Origin of the sequence: Massilia psychrophila (assembly GCF_002760665.1) — a bacterium.
In the GTDB taxonomy this organism is placed as follows: Bacteria; Pseudomonadota; Gammaproteobacteria; order Burkholderiales; family Burkholderiaceae_D; genus JAFCUW01.
Genome location: NZ_PDOB01000018.1, coordinates 73,111 through 87,666 on the forward strand (window position 1 = coordinate 73,111; position 14,556 = coordinate 87,666).

The window sequence follows — 14,556 nt, forward strand, 5'->3', positions numbered from 1 at the left end:
GCCGCGCGCGCCTGTGAGGAAGGCTTACGGCGTTGCCTGTCCCAAAAATGCGTTCACTTCGGCCTGGAATTTTTCCGCCTGGTCCCACATGATGAAGTGGGCGCTGGCGGCAATGCGCTTGAGCGTCACGCCTTTCAAAGGCGCATACGCGGCCTTGTACGTGCCGTCCATTTTTTCATCGGTCAGGCCCATCCCTTTCGGCACCACGTACAGCACCGTCGTCGGCACACTGATTTTGCCCAGCTCGGGTACCAGGTCGGTGACGATCAGTTCGTGGTAAGCGCGCGCCGATACGTCCGGGTCGCTTTTGAGCGAATCGTCGAGCGCCCCCGGGCGCATGGCAACGGTGTCGACCATGCCATCGATCATCGCTGTCGTGCGCGCCAGGCGCGCCGCAGCATCGGGCGCGCGCATCTGCACCAGCATTGAATCGGCCATCGGCTTGATACTGCCGGACGTCGTGCCGGGCGGGCCGAACACGGCGCCGAGGAAGGGGACCATGTCGACCACCATCAGCCTGGAGGGCAGTTCGGGATGGCGGGCAGCAAACATCAGGCCGATCGTGCCGCCCATCGAATGGCCGATCACCGCGGGCCTTTTAAGGCCGCTGGCGGCGATGTAGCGCGCGATCTCTTCGGCCACTGGTGCGGCGACGGACCCTTGCGTATTGCCGCCCTTCGGCTGGCCGGCAAAGCCCGCCACCTGCACCAGGTGGTAACGGTAGCCAGGTACCGACTGGATCATTTCGCGCCACACGCGCGGCGACGAGTTCAAGCCGGGAATGAGGATCACATCGCTGCCCTCGCCCTCGGCCGTCACTTTGATGCGGTCGGATTTGAAATCGGCGGCGAGAGCGGGGGCAAACGCTCCCGCGGCGAGCGCGGCAAGCGTCATCAGCGAGGCAAGCAGGGTACGGCGAGTAAAGTTGAACGACGACATGGTCACTCCCTTTTTTTGTAATGGAGATACTCAATGAAGCGGTCGCATATTGTCAAGCAATTATCGATATGCATACAAGCTCTGCGCCAGGGATGTTCAGGGCACGGCAGAGTCGAGGTGCAATATCGTCAGAAAAACAATGCTGAGGCATCTATTCAAGCCGGCGCGGCGCATTCTTCGGCATCGTGATCGTGACGCTGGTGCCGTTGCCCGGCGTCGATGCGATGCCGATGCTCCCGCCGAGCATGCCGGTGACGACGTTGTAGACGATGTTCATGCCCAGTCCCGAACCGCCCTGCCCCATCTTGGTGGTGAAGAAGGGATCGAACACCTGGTGCAGCGTCTTTTGGGTCATGCCGACGCCGTCGTCGCTGAAGTCGAGCATCAGCTGACCGTGCTCGATCTCGCGTGCGCTGATGACGATTTTTGAGGCGCCATTCGCCGCGAACGCGTGCAGCAGGGCGTTGTTGATCAGGTTCGACAGCACCTGTCCCAAGCCGCCCGGATACGAATCGAGCACCAGCTGCGGCGGCACGTCGACGTCGATGGCGCAATTGGCGCGGCGCAGCTGGGCGGCGTAGGTGGTGACGGTGTCGCGCACCACCTCGCCGAGGGCGAAACAGCGCCGCATGTCGCTGGTCTGGTCGACCGATACCTGCTTGAACGACGTGATCAGGCCGGCCGCCCGGCTCAGCGAGCTGGCTATGATGTCGCACGCCAGCCGGGTGTCTGCCATGTGCGCTTCGAGCGCCGAGCGCTTGATGCCGCCAGCGGCGTATTTTTTCTCGAACTCGGTCACCATGTCGGCCAGCGCGGTGGCGGTCAGCAGGCTGTTGCCGATCGGCGTATTGAGTTCGTGGGCGATGCCGGCCACCAGCGCGCCGAGCGAGGCCAGTTTTTCGGACGTGATCAGGCTGGCCTGCGCCTGCTTGAGCGTCACTAGCACCGACGACAGGTCGCCGTGCGCCAGTTCGACCTGGGACTTCTGCCGTTCCAGCTCGGCCAGGCTGGCGTGCCGCTCGTCGAGCGTGGCGCGCAGCCTCCCGGCCAGGGAACGGCTGCGGCGCGAGGCGACCAGCAGCGCGGCGATCAGGGAACTGATCACCATGCCGGCCGTGGCGATCAGCACCAGCGGCGTGATGTCGCGCGCGTAGCGGCTGTTCGCCAGGGCCCTGTACTGCACCAGCCAGTGGCGCTGGGCGACCTTGATATGGCCTTGCGCCACCAGCCTCGACAAGATGCGGGTGCCGCGCTGGCGGCTGTCGAACAGCGTCTCGACGACCCCTGTTGGCGGCGCCAGGCCCGCTTTCGCATCGCCCGTATCGACAATGTCCAGCGCCATGTTCGCCAGCAGCGTTGGTTCGATCACCTCGCGCATCAGGTCATCGACGCGAAACGCGATCGCCACCACGCCGATAAAGGCGGCGCGCCGCTCCGGCACCGAACCGGTCGGCATGTTCCGGCGGTAGATCGGAACGCGCGCCACGAAGCCGGGCTGGCGGCCTGCATCCTGCACCAGCAGCGTGCGCCCGGTCGCGACGATCTCGCCGCTGTCGCGCGCCGCCTCCACCGCCGCGCGATGCGGCGGCAGACTGGCCAGGTCCAGGCCGAACGCGCCTTCATTACCCTTCATCGGCTCGTTGAACTCGATGACGAAGTGCTGTTCGCTGGCGAAAACTGGATGGACCGCGAACTGCGGCGCGCTGTCGGCCTGACTGGCGGCGGCGAAGCCGGCCAGTTCACGGTCCGGCACCGCGCGCACGAACTGGATCGCGCGAAAGCCGGGATGGCGCTCGCTTAGCCGCAGCGTCTTGACAAAGCGGGCGAACTGCGCGCGATCGACGTCACCGGCGACCGCGAACAAGCCCTTGAGGCTGAGCAGCACGTCGAAATAGATGCGCAGCCGTGCGCTGGTGTCGGCCGAGACTTTGTCGGTGTCGCGCACGAAATTGCTGCGGATCTGGGCGTCCTGGGCATTCATCACGACCAGGCAGGTCCAGATGGTGATGCCGATGCCGATCACGAAAGCCAGGTAACCGTTGAGCCGAATCGGGTCGCGACGCAGGCGGGACCGGGCAAGGTCGTGGGCGCCGCGGCCCGCTTTCAACATGGTCGCCTTGACGTTATTGTCCATCTCCGCCGTTTCCCCTGTGCAATCGATCCAGCCCATGATACTGCCTGCGCGCGCATTGTTTCAGGTTTTTTACAATTCCCGCGAGCAATTGACTGTTAGGTAGCATTAAAATACTTATCCCAAATTCACTTAAAAATACAGGGTAACCATGAGACGTTTGTCGATCAGCCTGGCGGCTTTATGCCTCACCATGTCCGCATTCGCGGCTGAACCATTCGATGACAAGTTCCGCCAGCTCGAAGAATTGCTGCCAACGCCAAGCACGATCCGTACCGCCTCCGGCGCCCCGGGCCACGCCTACTGGCAGCAACGCGCCGACTACACCATCCGCGCCACGCTCGATGAACCGAACCGCGCCATTCGCGCCGCCGAGACAATCACGTATCACAACAACTCGCCCGACACGCTGTCCTACCTGTGGCTGCAGCTAGACCAAAACCTGTTCACGCCCGGCTCGGACAACCGCACCGCCAGTACCGTGCTGTCGCGCGAGGCCTGGTCGAAGGGCCGCAGCGAAGAGGACGGCATGCGCTTCGAGGCGATGCGCGCGATCCTCGAGAGCCGGACCTTCGAGGGCGGCTTCAACATCACCTCGGTCAAGGGCGCCGATGGCCGGCCGCTCAACACCGTCATCAACAAGACGATGATGCGGGTCGATATGCCGCAAGGGCTCAAGCCGGGCACCAAATTCGTCTTCAGCGTCGAGTGGAACTACAAGATCAATGACGCCAAGTCGCTCGGCGGGCGCGCCGGTTATGAGCGTTTCGACGATGCCGACAAAAACGACTTGTTCGAAATTGCCCAGTGGTTCCCGCGCATGGCGGCCTACTACGACGTCTATGGCTGGCAGCACAAGCAGTTCCTCGGTTCCGGCGAATTCACGCTCGAATTCGGCGACTACGACGTCTCGCTGACGGTCCCGTCCGATCATATCGTCGCCAGCACGGGCGAGCTGCACAACCCGGACGCAGTGCTGTCGGCGACCCAGCGCGAGCGGCTGCGCCAGGCCCGTACCGCGACCAAGCCCGTGATCATCGTCACCCAGGCGGAAGCCGAAGCGGCGGAAAAATCGCGCAGCGGGTTCAACGGCGCTACCAAGACCTGGCACTACAAGGCCAACAACGTGCGCGACTTCGCGTTCGCCAGCAGCCGCAAGTTCATCTGGGACGCACAAGGCTACAAAAAGGACGGCACCGACACGATGGCGATGTCGTACTACCCGAAGGAAGGCAACCCGCTGTGGGAAAGATATTCGACCCAGGCGATCGTCCACACCATCGAGCAGTACAACAAGTATTCGCTCGACTATCCCTACCCGACGGCGATTTCGGTCAACGGCCCCGTCGGCGGCATGGAATACCCGATGATTTCGTTTAACGGCCCGCGGCCGACCAAGGACAAGAAGACCGGTGAACTGACGTATTCGAAGCGCACCAAGTACGGCCTGATCGGTGTCATCATCCACGAAGTGGGCCACAATTACTTTCCGATGATCGTCAACTCGGACGAGCGCCAGTGGACCTGGATGGACGAAGGCCTCAACAGCTTCGTGCAATACCTCGCCGAGCAAGCCTGGGAAGAAAACTATCCGCTGTCGCGCGGCGAGCCGCGCGCCATCGTCGACTACATGCGCAGCAAGAACCAGGTGCCGGTCATGACGAACTCGGAGTCGGTGCTCCAGTTCGGCAACAACGCCTACGCCAAGCCGACCACCGCCTTGATCGTCCTGCGCGAGACGGTGCTGGGGCGCGAGCTGTTCGACTTCGCCTTTCGCGAATACGCCCGGCGCTGGAAGTTCAAGCGCCCGACCCCATCGGACTTTTTCCGCACCATGGAAGACGCTTCCGGCACCGACCTCGACTGGTTCTGGCGCGGCTGGTTCTACACCACCGACGCGGTCGACGTCAGCGTCGACGGCATCACCGAGTACGGCATCAGCAGCAAGAACCCGGAAACCGAAAAAGCATGGAAAAAAGCGCAGAAGGACCGCGAGCCAATTTCGCTGACCGACCAGCGCAACAAGGGTACGCTGGCGCGCCGCGTCGACGCGCAGCCCGAGCTGAAGGATTTTTATAACGAGCACGACGACTTCACCGTCACCAACAAGGACCGTAACAAGTACAACGAGACTTTGGAGACGCTGGAACCGTGGGAGAAGGCGCTGCTGGCTCAAAGCGATGGCAAACGCAAGGACAACAAGCACCTCTACCTGGTCGACTTTTCGAACCTGGGCGGGCTGGTGACGCCGCTGGTGCTGGAGATCGAACTCAAGAGCGGGAAAAAATATGTCGAACGCATCCCGGCCGAAGTATGGCGCTATTCGTCGAAGAAAATCACCAAGCTGATCGTTACCGACGAGCCGATGGTCGGCTTGCTGCAGGACCCGTACTGGGAAACGGCGGACACCGACGTCAGCAACAACGCCTGGCCACGCAAAATCACCCAATCGCGCGTCGAGCTGTTCAAGTCTGAACGGGGCGTCGGCGACCTGATGAAGGACTTTAATACACCGCTCAAGTCCAGGGATGCCAAGGACGCGAAGGACGTCAAAGAGCCGACAGAGCCGAAAGACCTGAAAGAGCCCAAGGCGACGCCGAAAGCGGAGTAATCGCTTGCCATGCTCGTAAGCTGCCGGCAGCGGCGCGATCACCATCGCGCCGCTGCCGCTTATCATTTCTGCCTTAGCAACATGCCCAGCCCATGAACCTCAACCCCTTCCTGACCGGCTTCGCCGTCTTTTTTCTTTCGATTCCCGCCCTTGCCGGCGAACCGTTCGACGACAAATTCCGCCAGCTCGACGAATTGCTGCCGACCCCGGGGGCCAACCGCACCGCGTCCGGTGCGCCGGGCCACGCCTACTGGCAGCAGCGCGCCGACTACAAGCTGCGCGCCACGTTGGACGAAAAGAACCGCGCCATCAGCGGCGCCGGCACCGTCACGTACCACAACAACTCGCCCGACACGCTGCCCTACCTGTGGGTGCAACTGGACCAGAATATGTTCCGCGCCGATTCCGACAACCGCAACATCGCCACCGTGCCCTCGCGCGAGGCGTGGGGCGCGGCGAAAGCCGAAGCAGACGGCTTGAAGTTCGAGGCAATGCGCTTCAGCCTCGACAGCCGCACTTTTGAGGGCGGCTTCCAGCTCAAGTCGGTCACGGGGCCCGGCGGCCAGCCGCTGCGTTACACGGTCAACAAGACCATGATGCGGATCGACCTGCCGCAGCCGATGAAGCCGGGTTCAAGCTTTGCCTTCAGCATGGCGTGGAGTTTTCTGGTGCCGGAACTGAACGTGCTGGGGCGGCGCAGCGGCTACGAGCGCTTCGACGATTTTGATAAGAACGACCTGTTCGAGATCGCCCAGTGGTATCCGCGCATGGCGGCCTACTACGACGCGGCTGGCTGGCAAAACAAGCAATACCTCGGCGACGGCGAGTTCACGCTCGAATTCGGCGATTACGACGTCGAGCTGACTGTCCCGTTTGATCATATCGTCGCCAGTACGGGCGAGCTGCAAAACGCCGACGCGGTGTTGACGGTTACCCAGCGCGAGCGCCTGCGCCAGGCCCGCAGCGCCGGCAAACCTGTCGTCATCGTCACCCAGGCGGAAGCGGAAGCGGCGGAAAAATCGCGCAGTGGCGCGAACGGCGCAACCAAGACCTGGCGCTTCAAGGCCAACAACGTGCGTGACTTCGCGTTCGCCAGCAGCCGCAAGTTCATCTGGGACGCGCAAGGCTACAAGAAGGACGGCACCGACGTCATGGCGATGTCGTACTACCCGAAGGAAGGCAACCCGCTGTGGGAAAAGTATTCGACCCAGGCGATCATTCACACCATCGAGCAGTACAACAAATATTCATTCGACTATCCCTACCCGACGGCGATCTCGGTCAACGGCCCCGTCGGCGGCATGGAATACCCGATGATTTCGTTTAACGGCCCGCGGCCGACCAAGGACAAGAAGACCGGCGAGATCACGTATTCGAAGCGCACCAAGTACGGCCTGATCAGCGTCATCATCCACGAAGTGGGCCACAATTATTTTCCGATGATCGTCAACTCGGACGAGCGCCAGTGGACCTGGATGGACGAGGGCATCAACAGCTTCGTGCAATCGATGGCGGAGCAGGCGTGGGAAGAAAATTTCCCGCAAACGCGCGCGCAACCGCGTGGAATCGTCGACTACATGCGCGGCAAGAACCAGGTGCCGGTCATGACCAATTCGGAGTCGCTGCTCCAGCGCGGCAACAACGCCTACGCCAAGCCGGCTACCGCGCTCAACATCCTGCGCGAGACGGTGCTGGGGCGCGAGCTGTTTGACTTCGCCTTTCGCGAATACGCCCGGCGCTGGAAGTTCAAGCGCCCGACCCCGTCGGACTTTTTCCGCACCATGGAAGACGCTTCCGGCACCGACCTCGACTGGTTCTGGCGCGGCTGGTTCTACACCACCGACGCGGTCGACGTCAGCGTCGACGGCATCACCGAATACGGTATCAGCAGCAAGAACCCGGAGACCGAAAAGGCGTGGAAAAAAGCCCAAAAAGCGCTTCAGCCAACGTCGCTGACCGACCAGCGCAACAAGGCCACGCTGGCGCGTCGCGTCGATGCGCAGCCCGAACTGAAGGATTTTTATAACCAGCACGACGACTTCACCGTCACCAACAAGGACCGCAACAAGTACGCCGAGACTTTAGCGACGCTGGAACCGTGGGAAAAGCTGCTTCTTGCACAGGGCAAGCACCTCTACCTGGTCGATTTTTCGAACCTGGGCGGGCTGGTGACGCCGCTGGTGCTGGAGATCGAACTTAAAAGCGGGAAAAAATATGTCGAGCGCATCCCGGCCGAAGTATGGCGCTATTCGTCGAAAAAGATCACCAAGCTGATCGTCACCGACGAGCCGATGGTCGGCCTGCTGCAGGACCCGTATTGGGAAACCGCCGACACCGACGTCAGCAACAACGCCTGGCCGCGCAGAATCAGCCAATCGCGCGTCGAGCTGTTCAAGCTCGACCGCGGTAGCGGCGACCTGATGAAAGATTTTAATACGCCTTTGACGCCGAAAGACGGCGCGCCGGCGCCGAAGGAAACGCCGTGATCGGGCGCCGCGCGAGGACATTGCTGGCCGCGACGGTGCTGGCCTGCTGCTGCGCGGCAGCGTGGGCCCACCAGTTCCACGTCGGGATCACCGACGTCAGCTTCAACGCCAGGACCGGCAGCACCGAGATCGTCCATACCTATATGACGGACGATATCGACGCGCTGCTGGCAAACCTGTACCAGCGCCAGTTCGACCTGACCCAGCCCGAGCACGAAGCGGTTCTGCGCAAGTACATCGAAAAGCGGTTCTGGATGCGGTCGGCCGACAGCCAGCGCTTGCCGATCCGCTGGGTCGGCTTGCGGGTCGGCGCCGAAAGCGTCGTGATCTACCAGGAGATCGAGAACACGCCGTTGTCAAAAACGGCGGCGATCCACGACGAAGTGCTGACTGACTTCATTGCCGAGCAATCGAACACTGTCACCCTGCATGGCAAGGATATGATCACCACACTCATCTTCGAGCGCAAGAACCCCGACCAGGGCGTGCGCTGATTGCGCCCGGCCGCCAGCGTTTACCTTGACTGTTACCCCATGCCGACCCTTCGCTTGACTCCCTGCGCGCTCGCCGCGCTGCTGCTGCAGGCCCCTTGCCGGGCCGACGATGACGTGCTCCAGCGCGTGCTGGTCGGCGGCTCGCGCGCCAGCGTGCTCGGTGTCGCCGACTCCGCCAACGCCGGCACGGTCGACCAAAAGCAGCTGGCAGCGCGCACCGTGTACCGCCCGGGCGAGCTGCTCGAAGCGACGCCGGGGCTGATCGTCAGCCAGCACAGCGGCGAAGGCAAGGCCAACCAATTCTACCTGCGCGGCTTCAACCTCGACCACGGCACCGACCTGCGCACCACGCTCGACGACATGCCGGTCAACCAGCGCAGCCACGCCCATGGCCAGGGCTGGACCGACCTCAATTTCCTGATGCCCGAACTGGCCACGCGTCTGGACTACAGGAAGGGGCCGTATTCGGCCCAGCATGGCGACTTCGCTTCCGCCGGCAGCGCTGCCGTCACCTACGCCAACCGCTTGGCCCAGGGCGTCGCCAGCGCCAGCATCGGCCAGAACGGCTACGCCCGCGCCGCGATCGCCGCTTCGCCGGAGGTCAATCTCGGCAGCGGCAGCGGCAACCTGCTGTCCGCGCTTGAAGTGCTGCACAACGACGGCCCGTTCAGGCATCCCGACGACTACCAGAAGGTCAACGGCGTGCTGCGCTACAGCCAGGGCTACGCCAACAACGGGTTTTCGGTGACGGCGATGGCCTACCGCGCCACATGGAACGCCACCGACCAGGTGCCGCAACGCGCGGTCGACGCCGGCGCGCTGACGCGCTTCGACACCATCGACGCGACCGACGGCGGCGCCGCCCGCCGCTACAGCCTGTCCGGCGTGTGGCGCAGGACCGGCAGCGACTCGTCGTCGAAAGCGAGCGCCTACCTGATCCGCAACCAGCTCGACCTGTATTCGAACTTCACGTATTTTAAGGACGACCCGGTCAATGGCGACCAGTTCAGCCAGCCGGACCGGCGCATCACGAGCGGGTTCAACGCCAGCCATACCTGGCACGCACATCCGGCCGGGTTGCAGTCCAGCGTGACGATCGGCGCGCAGCTGCAAAACGATAACGTGTTCAATGGCTTGCACAACACGAAGGCGCGCCGGCGCCTCTCGACTACGCGCGAGGATCACGTCGTCGAGACCAGCGTCGGTCTGTTTGTCGACAACAGCACGCGCTGGACCCAGACCTTTCGCACCGTCGCCGGCCTGCGCGCCGACCATTATCGTTTCAACGTCGCCAGCAGCCTGGCGGCCAATTCCGGCACCTCGAACGCGAGCCTGCTCAGCCCCTCGCTCAGCCTCATTTTCGGGCCGTGGAAACGGACCGATTTCTACGTCAACGCCGGCAATGGCTTTCACAGCAACGACGCGCGCGGCACCTCGAGCACCATCGATCCGCGCTCGGGGCAGGCGGCCGGCAAAGTGCCTGGCCTGGTGCGCTCGCGCGGCATGGAGTTTGGCGTGCGCACCGAGATCGTACCGAAGCTGCAAACGGCGTTGTCGCTGTACCGGCTCGATTTCGATTCCGAACTGACGTTCGTGGGCGACGCCGGCACGACCGAGGCGGGCGGTCCGAGCCGGCGCATCGGGATCGAGTTTTCCAACTACTACAAGGCATTGAAATGGCTGACGGTCGACGTCGACGTCGCCTTCGCACGCGCCCGTTCGCGCGCTTTTTCGCCACAAGGCAACCACATTCCAGGGGCAGTCGAAGGCGTCGGCCAGCTGGCGCTGACGCTCAATCAACTCGGGCCCTGGTCGGGCGCGCTGCGCCTGCGCTACTTCGGTCCCCGCCCGCTCATCGACAACAACAGCGTGCGCTCCAAACCGGGCACCACCCTCAACGGCCGCATTGCCTACCAGCTCGGCAAGACCATGAAGGTCGAGCTGGAAGGGTTTAACCTGGCCAACCGGCGCGATTCGGCGATCGACTACCTGTACGCCTCGCGCCTGGCCGGCGAGCCCGAGGCGCGCGACGACATCCACTTCCACCCGGTCGAATCGCGTTCGGCGCGCCTGACGCTAGTAAAGAACTGGTAGGTTCGCGACGTCAAGACGCGCCCGCGGCGCACGCGGACCGGCTAAAAATGCTACCCTCCCGGGCATGACGACTCCCGCACCTCCTTTTACCGATCCGGCCCAGGTGGCGCATGCACTGCGCAGCGCCGGCTACGCGCTGCTGCGCCCCTCCGACGTCGCCGCCCTCGCCGGCTGCGGCCTGGAGGATCTCGACGCGCTGGCGCCGGGCTGGGACCGGCTGGCGCTGGACAACTACCTCAAGGACGGCGGTCATTACCGGCGCCGGCGCCATTCCTGCTTCATCGACGACGGCGCGCAACCGGCACTGACGCAGGCGCCGCACCGCGCCCACTGGCAGCCGGTTCAATACAACGCGCTGCACGGCGGCATGCACCGGCTGTTCGAACCGATCGAGCCGGCCACCATCGCGCAGCCGGCATGGAACGCGCTGCTGCGCGCACTTGGCCAGGTGTGTTCCAGCGTCAGGGGCAAGCAGCGCTGGTACGTCGAGGCGCACCAGTTTCGCATCGATACCCTCGGCGGCATTGGCAGGCCGACGCCGGAAGGCGCGCACCGCGATGGCGTCGACTTCGTCGCGGTGCTGCTGGTCGGGCGCAGCAATATCAAGGGCGGCGAAACGCGTATCTTCGAAGCGGCCGGCCATGGCGGCAAGCGATTTACCATGTTCGAGCCGTGGACCATGCTGCTGCTCGACGATGCCGCCGTGATCCACGAATCGACGCCGATCCAGCCGACGGGAGAAAACGGCCATCGCGACACGCTGGTACTGACCTGGCGCGCGGGCGCGTTCCAGGGTGATGACGAGGATGCGACATCCGGCCCCATGCTTGCGCCAAATCCGCCATAGCCCCCAACCGCCGCTGTAGTCGCGCCCTTTAAACCCCGATCACAAGGCGTGCTGGGTGGAACAGCATGCTATTCACGCCGAAGGTCACGCCATCCCGATCGTCGAAAACAGGGCGGCCTCGGGCGGCAGGCTTACGCTGGTACTGCGCAGCAAGCTGGAACGGTAAGAGTTAAAGCTGGCGCGTCGTCCTCGCGCAAGCGGGGATCCAGGTTCGCCGCATAGCTACCGAATGCGCTTCCCCGCTTTGACGAGTATGTGGTCCTACCCGTGGTGAAAACGACCGTAAAAAAACGCCCGCGACCTTGCGGTGCGGGCGGCAATCCAATTTATGTGGGAAAAATTGGAGGAGACAGATACAATATATGCCGATTTATGGTGCGCCGCAATACCGTAGAACTACTACCCCCGTATCAGCTGGAACCCAAGCCCACGCTCAGGCATTGCGGGAAAGATCTGCGCGAGCTGATGGTCGCCCAGCCGCAAATGCCGCTCTGCAACATGCGCCAGTACCCAGCGGAAGTCGGTCGTGACCGGCAGATCGCGGCCCTCGTTGAGCGCGCCGTCGCCAATGCCCTGCCAGTCGCCGTAGACCTTGCCGCCGGCAACCGCGCCGCCCATCACCCACATCACGTTGCCGTGGCCATGGTCGGTGCCGCCGTTGCCGTTTTCGCGCGCCGTGCGGCCGAATTCGGACATCACGATAACGGTGGTGTCGTCGAACAGCGTCCCCAGGCGCTGCGCCAGGGTCGACAGTCCCAGCGCCAGCGGCGCCAGCCGGTTGGCCAGCTGGCCGCTGCCGGCGCCCTGGTTGGCGTGCGTGTCCCAGCCGCCCAGCGCAAAGAAGGCGAGCTGGATGTTCGGATCGTTGCGCATCAGCGTGCCCAGGCGGGCGGCGGCGGCGGGGAAGCCGTTCGGCAGCGGCGCGCCGCCGTTGGCCATTGTCATTTCGCCGTTGGCGGCGGCTTCCATCACTTCCTTGTGCGCGCTCTTGCCGTCCCGGTAGGCGCGCCCGAAGCGCTGGTTGGTGGCGTACAGTTGCTCGAAGGCGGCGCCGAACGCCGGCCGGTACCAGGGCGGCCCGCGCGCCACGCACCCTGCCGGGGGTGTAATCGGCCGCGCTGGAAAGGTAGTTGTCGAGGTAGTACAGCATCGCCGGGTGCTTGGCGGTGGCGCCCAGCAGGTCGCGGAACAGGCCCATCGCGTACGGCCGGATGGCGTCGCGCTCATAGCTGGCCACCAGCGCGCGGTCGATTCCCTTGCCGGAAAAGACATTGAAATGGTTGTACCAGAAGTCGACCATGACTTCTTCAAGCTGGCGCGGGCTGTCGATCGCGCGCGCAACGCGCGCCTCGGCCGTCTCGAGCGCAATGGCGGCGAGCCCGGCGCGCCGGCGCTGCTTTGCCCCTTCGTCCTCGTCGCGCACCTGCTTTCGCAATTCGGCGAACTGGCCGGCGATGTCGCCGGCGCTGGCGTTGGCGGCGTCGAGGGCAGCCAGGCGCTCGGTCAGCGCGGCCGGATAGGCCAGGCTTTGCGGCTTGAGCTGGGCGTCGATATAGCGCTGCACACCGGTTTGCGCGACCCGTTCGATATCGCCCGGCTCGGGGCCGAACGCGAGCCGGTTCAACACGTGGGCCGCCTGCTGCTCGGCGCTGAGCGAGCCCGCACCGGCGCCGGCCGATGCCGGCAAACTGGCGAACGCGGACAGCAGCACGCCGATGGCGGCGGCGGCGGGTGGTGATTTTTTCATGGACAGCCTCATGGCGAGGAAACCGTTCGATCGCGCTCGCGGTATGGTCGGTAATTATTGCTTAGTGATATTGTTGCTTAGTGATATATATCCTAATCGATGGCGGGGTCTAAAGCTTGTCATGTTTCAATTGCAAGTAAATGTTACCGCGACCGCCATCCGCATTTTAATCAATCGATTTACTTATATCAAACGATTGATAAGTGTGGTGTAATCGCCCCATGGAACATTTCAATCAAACCACCGCCGACGACACGCGCAAAACCCGCTCGGACGGGGCGCAGTCGCGCGAGCGGCTGTTGCTGGCGGCAATGCGGCTGTTCGCCGAGCAGGGCTTTGCCAATACCTCGACGCGCGAGATCGCCCTCGCCGCCGGCACCAACATTGCCTCGATCAGCTACTATTTCGGCGACAAGGCCGGCCTGTACCGCGCCGCTTTCAGCGACCATGCGGCGTGCCCGGCCGAGGGTCTGGCCGCCTTCGCCGATCCCCGGCTCACCCTGCGCGAAGCGCTGCAGGGCTTCTACGCCAACCTGCTCGGCCCCCTGAAACAGGGCGACCGGGCGCGCCTGGGAATGCGGCTGTGGTTCCGCGAAATGTTGGAACCGACCGGCTTGTGGATGGAAAAAATCGACAACGGCATCAAGCCCGCTCACGCCGCCCTGGTGCTGGTGCTGGGCCGCCACCTTGGCGTCGCCCAGCCGCAGGACGACGTCGCGCGGCTGGCTTTCTGCGTCGTCGGCCTGGCGTTCCAGATGATGGTCTCGCGCGACGTCATCGACCAGCTCAACCCGCGGCTGCTGGCGACAAGCGCCGCCGTCGACACCTGGATGGCGCGCCTGGTCGATTACGCCGAGGCAATGGTCAGTGCTGAACAAACGCGCCTGCACACCCTCAGGCCGATAGCAAAATCTCTGCCACGAAAGAAAAAAGCATGAAGATAGTGAAGACCTTGACCGCCGCTTGCGCGCCGCTTGCGCTGTGCGCCTGCGCGCTGGCGCCGCCGCCGGCGCAAGTGAGCGCGCAGGCGCCGCCACAATGGTATGCGGCGCCCGCCCACAACGCCAGCCTGACCGAACTGTCCGGCTGGTGGCAGCGCCAGGGCGACCCGCTGCTGGTGCGGCTGATCGATGCGGCGCAGGCAGCCAGCCCGAACGTGTCGGCGGCGCGCTCGCGCATCGAGCAGTCGCGCGCGCAGCGCGCGGCC

Annotated in this window: 9 protein-coding genes and 2 pseudogenes; 7 read left to right on the forward strand and 4 right to left on the reverse strand. The window is 63.8% G+C overall.

Annotation, left to right across the window (positions count from 1 at the left end; genetic code table 11):
- Positions 1-24: 24 nt before the first annotated feature.
- Positions 25-939, reverse strand: a complete 915-nt coding sequence (locus tag CR103_RS12745) for an alpha/beta fold hydrolase (RefSeq protein ID WP_218968481.1) — start codon at positions 937-939, stop codon at positions 25-27.
- A gap of 151 nt (positions 940-1,090) precedes the next feature.
- Positions 1,091-3,109 (reverse strand): CHASE domain-containing protein, encoded by a 2,019-nt coding sequence (locus tag CR103_RS12750; RefSeq protein WP_229443041.1) that lies wholly within the window; start codon positions 3,107-3,109, stop codon positions 1,091-1,093.
- A 112-nt stretch (positions 3,110-3,221) separates the two neighbouring features.
- Here CR103_RS12750 and CR103_RS12755 point away from each other — a divergent pair, with 112 nt between their 5' ends.
- The 5 genes from CR103_RS12755 to CR103_RS12775 all read left to right on the forward strand — a co-directional run bounded on the left by CR103_RS12755 (position 3,222) and on the right by CR103_RS12775 (position 11,602).
- The gene (locus tag CR103_RS12755; protein ID WP_099916357.1) at positions 3,222-5,681 is read left to right on the forward strand and encodes a M1 family metallopeptidase; all 2,460 of its coding nucleotides are present in this window, start codon (positions 3,222-3,224) and stop codon (positions 5,679-5,681) included.
- Positions 5,682-5,773: 92 nt separating this feature from the next.
- Positions 5,774-8,167: a M1 family metallopeptidase gene (locus CR103_RS12760; protein ID WP_099916358.1), complete on the forward strand. Its 2,394-nt coding sequence runs from the start codon at positions 5,774-5,776 to the stop codon at positions 8,165-8,167.
- Complete coding sequence (locus CR103_RS12765; RefSeq protein ID WP_229443042.1) at positions 8,164-8,661, forward strand: DUF6702 family protein; 498 nt, start codon at positions 8,164-8,166, stop codon at positions 8,659-8,661. Before CR103_RS12760 ends, CR103_RS12765 begins: the two co-directional genes overlap by 4 nt.
- Positions 8,662-8,700: 39 nt before the next feature.
- Positions 8,701-10,755, forward strand: a complete 2,055-nt coding sequence (locus CR103_RS12770; protein ID WP_099916359.1) for a TonB-dependent receptor — start codon at positions 8,701-8,703, stop codon at positions 10,753-10,755.
- 64 nt (positions 10,756-10,819) lie between these two features.
- Positions 10,820-11,602 (forward strand): 2OG-Fe dioxygenase family protein, encoded by a 783-nt coding sequence (locus CR103_RS12775; RefSeq protein WP_099916360.1) that lies wholly within the window; start codon positions 10,820-10,822, stop codon positions 11,600-11,602.
- 399 nt (positions 11,603-12,001) lie between these two features.
- On the opposite strand, the gene CR103_RS12780 is transcribed toward CR103_RS12775, so the two are convergent.
- The gene (locus CR103_RS12780; protein ID WP_307719703.1) at positions 12,002-12,691 is read right to left on the reverse strand and encodes a DUF1501 domain-containing protein; all 690 of its coding nucleotides are present in this window, start codon (positions 12,689-12,691) and stop codon (positions 12,002-12,004) included.
- Between the two features lie 82 nt (positions 12,692-12,773).
- Positions 12,774-13,361 (reverse strand): annotated as a pseudogene (locus CR103_RS12785) (DUF1800 family protein); the annotation flags it as partial.
- A 209-nt stretch (positions 13,362-13,570) separates the two neighbouring features.
- Here CR103_RS12785 and CR103_RS12795 point away from each other — a divergent pair.
- Both CR103_RS12795 and CR103_RS12800 read left to right on the forward strand, forming a co-directional pair.
- Positions 13,571-14,287, forward strand: coding sequence for a CerR family C-terminal domain-containing protein (locus tag CR103_RS12795; RefSeq protein ID WP_099916362.1), 717 nt, complete (start codon positions 13,571-13,573; stop codon positions 14,285-14,287).
- Positions 14,284-14,556 (forward strand): annotated as a pseudogene (locus CR103_RS12800) (RND transporter); the annotation flags it as partial. The gene CR103_RS12795 and the pseudogene CR103_RS12800, both read left to right, overlap by 4 nt.